The 4,160-nt window shown below is 64.9% G+C and carries 7 protein-coding genes; all 7 read left to right on the forward strand.

The features are described from left to right. Positions 1-156 precede the first annotated feature (156 nt). On the forward strand, positions 157-753 hold the full coding sequence (gene hisB / locus EOA27_RS25205) for an imidazoleglycerol-phosphate dehydratase HisB (RefSeq protein WP_126080091.1): 597 nt from the start codon (positions 157-159) through the stop codon (positions 751-753). Between the two features lie 3 nt (positions 754-756). After that, entirely contained in the window at positions 757-1,230 is a 474-nt protein-coding gene (locus EOA27_RS25210) for a DUF2628 domain-containing protein (RefSeq protein ID WP_126080092.1), read from the forward strand. Position 1,231: 1 nt separating this feature from the next. Beyond that, positions 1,232-1,882, forward strand: coding sequence for an imidazole glycerol phosphate synthase subunit HisH (hisH, locus tag EOA27_RS25215; protein ID WP_126080093.1), 651 nt, complete (start codon positions 1,232-1,234; stop codon positions 1,880-1,882). A gap of 2 nt (positions 1,883-1,884) precedes the next feature. Beyond that, the gene (locus tag EOA27_RS25220) at positions 1,885-2,175 is read left to right on the forward strand and encodes a DUF1330 domain-containing protein (RefSeq protein WP_126080094.1); all 291 of its coding nucleotides are present in this window, start codon (positions 1,885-1,887) and stop codon (positions 2,173-2,175) included. A gap of 3 nt (positions 2,176-2,178) precedes the next feature. Next, positions 2,179-2,922 carry a 1-(5-phosphoribosyl)-5-[(5-phosphoribosylamino)methylideneamino]imidazole-4-carboxamide isomerase gene (gene hisA, locus EOA27_RS25225; protein WP_126080095.1) on the forward strand — a complete coding sequence of 248 codons (744 nt, stop codon included), beginning with the start codon at positions 2,179-2,181 and terminating at the stop codon, positions 2,920-2,922. Then, positions 2,922-3,761 carry an arginase family protein gene (locus tag EOA27_RS25230; RefSeq protein WP_126080096.1) on the forward strand — a complete coding sequence of 280 codons (840 nt, stop codon included), beginning with the start codon at positions 2,922-2,924 and terminating at the stop codon, positions 3,759-3,761. The genes hisA and EOA27_RS25230 overlap by 1 nt, the downstream gene beginning before the upstream one ends. Then, a partial coding sequence (locus EOA27_RS25235; RefSeq protein WP_245491156.1) for a HisA/HisF-related TIM barrel protein occupies positions 3,758-4,160 on the forward strand: 403 nt, incomplete at its 3' end. The genes EOA27_RS25230 and EOA27_RS25235, both read left to right, overlap by 4 nt.

Consider the following 4,160-nt stretch of genomic DNA (forward strand, 5'->3'; position numbering starts at 1 on the left):
ATGGGCCATATGTATGCATAAGGCCAATGATTGCAAACCGCCCCGCGGCGAAGGCCGATAGTGGCCGGAATGGCAACTGGCAATCGCCGGATCATGCTGATAGAAGGCTTTCGTTTTCAAGCCCGGGGCCCCGATCAGGGCAATAAGGACACGACGATGACGCGTTCGGCCGAAGTCAGCCGCAAGACCAGGGAAACCGAGATTTCGGTCTCGGTCCATGTCGACGGCAAGGGCAAGGCCGACATTTCGACCGGCGTCGGCTTCTTCGACCATATGCTCGACCAGCTGTCGCGCCACTCGCTGATCGACATGACCATCAAGGCCAAGGGCGACCTGCATATCGACGACCACCACACGGTCGAGGATACGGGGATCGCGATCGGCCAGGCGCTGAGCAAGGCGTTGGGCGAGCGGCGCGGCATCATGCGCTACGCCTCGATCGACCTTGCCATGGACGAGACGCTGACCCGCGCGGCGATCGACGTGTCCGGCCGGCCGTTTCTGGTCTGGAACGTCGGCTTCTCCTCGCCGAGGATCGGCACGTTCGATACCGAACTGGTGCGCGAGTTCTTCCAGGCTCTGGCGCAGAATGCCGGCATCACGCTGCATGTGACCAACCATTACGGCGCCAACAACCATCATATTGCCGAGACCTGCTTCAAGGCGGTGGCGCGCGTGCTGCGGGCAGCACTCGAGCCAGATCCGCGCCAGCCGGATGCCGTGCCTTCCACCAAGGGATCGCTGAAAGGATAGGCTATGGCGATCTATGTCGTGATGGAGCCGCCGGCCGGCAAAAAAGCCGAGGACGTCCATTTTGTGCGCGACAGCTTCACCTGGCTCGGTTTCCTGTTCTCGCCGCTCTGGCTCGCCTGGAACCGGCTGTGGATCGAGGCGGTGTTGGCCTTCGTCGTCATGGCGGTGTTGTCGGCGCTCGGTGAGAGGCTCGGGCTCGAATGGGCCGGATCAATGCTGTCACTGCTGGTCTCGCTCTATGTCGGCTTCGAAGGCCAGGCCCTGCGCATCGCGACTCTGCGGCGGCGCGGCTGGCGCGAATGGGGCGTGGTCGAGGCCGGCGATCTCGCCGATGCCGAGATACGCTTTGCGGCGGAGGTCGATGACCATGAGCCAGAGCCAACGCCAATGCCGCGCATCATACCGGACGCGTCGCTGGCGCGACCGCCGCAAACCGGCATGGCGCTGGGCCTGACCCATACGCCTGGAAGGCCCTGACATGCGGGTAGCCATCATCGACTACGGCTCGGGCAATCTGCGCTCGGCCACCAAGGCTTTCGAGCGCGCCGCGCGCGAGGGAGGCATTGCAGCGACGATCGAGCTGACGGCCGATGCCGAGCGGGTGCGTTCCGCCGACCGCATCGTGCTGCCGGGCGTCGGCGCCTATGCCGACTGCGCCGCCGGCCTGCACGCGGTGCCAGGCATGTGGGAGGCGGTGGAGGAAGCGGCAATCGCCAAGGGGCGGCCGTTCCTCGGCATCTGCGTCGGCATGCAGTTGATGTCGCAACGCGGGTTGGAAAAGACCATCACCAAGGGCCTTGGCTGGATCGCCGGCGACGTCAAGGAGATTCAGCCCTCCGATCCAACGCTGAAAATCCCGCAGATCGGCTGGAACACGATCGACCTTATCCGCCCCCATCCGCTGTTTTCCGGCATCGAGACCGGCCCGAGGGGACTGCACGCCTATTTCGTCCATTCCTATCATCTGGACGCGAAGAACCCGGACGAGGTGCTGGCGGTTGCCGACTATGGCGGCCCGGTGACGGCGGCGGTCGCCCGCGACAACCTCGCCGGCACGCAGTTCCATCCCGAGAAGAGCCAGGCGCTCGGCCTGGCGCTGATCACCAATTTCCTGAAATGGAGGCCCTGAAAATGAGCAGGAAGGGCTATTGGATGGCGATGATCGATGTCCGCGATCCCGACGTCTACAAGCAGTATATCGAAGCGAATGCCGTCGCCTTCGCGAAATACGGGGCGAAATTCGCGGTCCGCGCGGGCCGCTACGAGAGCCCGGAAGGACCGACCGGCAACCGTCACGTGCTGGTGGAGTTCGAGTCCTACGACAAGGCAATCGAATGCTATCATTCGCCTGAATATCAGCACGCCTCGAAATTCCGGCTCGCCGCTTCGACCGGTCATTTCGTCATCGTCGAGGGCGACTGACCCATGATCCTGTTTCCAGCCATAGACCTCAAGGACGGCAAATGCGTGCGCCTGAAACACGGCGACATGGCCACCGCCACGATCTATAATGACGACCCCGCCGCGCAGGCACGGGCCTTCGAGGACCAGGGCTTCGAGTGGCTGCATGTCGTCGACCTCAACGGCGCCTTCAAGGGCCAGAGCGTCAACAGCGCCGCGGTCGGGGCTATCCTCAGGGCGACGAAGAACCCGGTGCAGCTCGGCGGCGGAATCCGCACCTTGCCGCAGATCGAAGACTGGCTGGACCGCGGCCTGACGCGCGTCATCCTCGGCACCGTGGCCGTGCGCGAACCCGAACTCGTCAAGGAAGCGTGCAAGGCTTTTCCGGGAAAAATCGCAGTCGGCATCGACGCCAAGGGCGGCAAGGTGGCCGTCGAGGGCTGGGCCGAAGCCTCCGAGCTCGGCGTCATCGAGCTGGCCAGGAAATTCGAGGGCGCCGGCGTTGCCGCTATCATCTACACCGACATCGACCGCGACGGCGTGCTGACCGGCATCAACTGGGATTCGACCATCGACCTCGCGGAAGCGGTTTCCATTCCCGTGATCGCATCCGGCGGCCTCGCCTCGATTGCCGACATCGTGCGCATGACCATGCCCGACGCGCAAAAACTCGAAGGCGCGATCTCGGGCCGCGCCCTATATGACGGACGTATCGACCCGGCCGAGGCACTGGCGATCCTGCGCGGCGAACGGGCGGAGGCAGAATAGTGAACATCTCGATCATCCTGGCATCCTATGACAGCGGCCACTTCCACGGTGGCTGCGGCCAGGGCCCGGACGCGCTCATCTCGGGCGGGCTGGCCGAGGCGCTGAAGCTCGCCGGCCACGACGTCGAGGTGAACGACATCGGCAAGGTGGTCGAGGACGAAGAAGAGCGCGAGATCGGCACCGGCTTTGCCGTCTGCAACGCCGTTTCAGGCGAAGTTCGCATGGCGCTGGACAAGAAGCGGTTTCCGATCGTGCTGGCCGGCAACTGCCTGACCGCCGCCGGCGCCGTGGCAGGCGCCGGCGCCGACGCCATCATCTGGGCCGACCAGCATGGGGACCTCAACACGCCGGAGACCACCACAACGGGCTTCCTCGACGGCATGGCGCTGGCCACCGTGCTCGGCCTCTGCTGGCGGCGGATGGCGAACCAGATCCCCGGCTTCAAGCCAGTCGATCCGTCGCGCAGCGTCCTAGTCAACGCGCGCGACCTCGACGCCGCCGAAAGAGAACTGCTGGAAAAGCTGCCGATCGTCCGGACCGAATGCCCCGACTGGAAGAGCGCTGCGCAGAGACTGAAAGCCGACGGCGCACGCCCGGTCCACATGCATGTCGATCTCGACGTGCATGACCCCGAGAAGCTGCAGGCCAACCGCTACACCACGCCCGGCGGCCCGGTGCCGGAGCAAGTGCGCATGGCGATGTGCGGCCTTGCCGGTCCGCTTGCCATCGCCGGGCTCACCATTTCCGCCTACGATCCGGCCTTCGACCCCAAGGGCGACGTGCCGCCGCTGGTCGGCGAGCTGGTGGTCGACCTGCTGTCCACCCTGGAAAGCAAGTGATGCTGAAAGCCCGCGTCATCCCCTGCCTGGACGTCAAAAACGGCCGCGTGGTCAAGGGCGTCAATTTCGTCGACCTCATCGACGCCGGCGATCCGGTCGAAGCCGCCAAGGCTTATGATGCCGCGGGCGCCGATGAGCTGTGCTTCCTCGACATCACCGCCTCGTCGGACAATCGCGAGACGATCTTCGACGTGGTCGCCCGGACCGCCGAGCAATGCTTCATGCCGCTCACCGTCGGCGGCGGCGTGCGCCAGGTGGCCGATATCCGCAAGCTGCTTCTGGCCGGCGCCGACAAGGTGTCGATCAACACGGCGGCGGTGAAGAACCCCGATTTCGTCACGGAGGCCGCCGACAAGTTCGGCAACCAGTGCATCGTCGTGGCCATCGACGCCAAGAAGG

It is taken from the genome of Mesorhizobium sp. M2A.F.Ca.ET.037.01.1.1 (assembly GCF_003998075.1).
GTDB lineage: Bacteria > Pseudomonadota > Alphaproteobacteria > Rhizobiales > Rhizobiaceae > Mesorhizobium.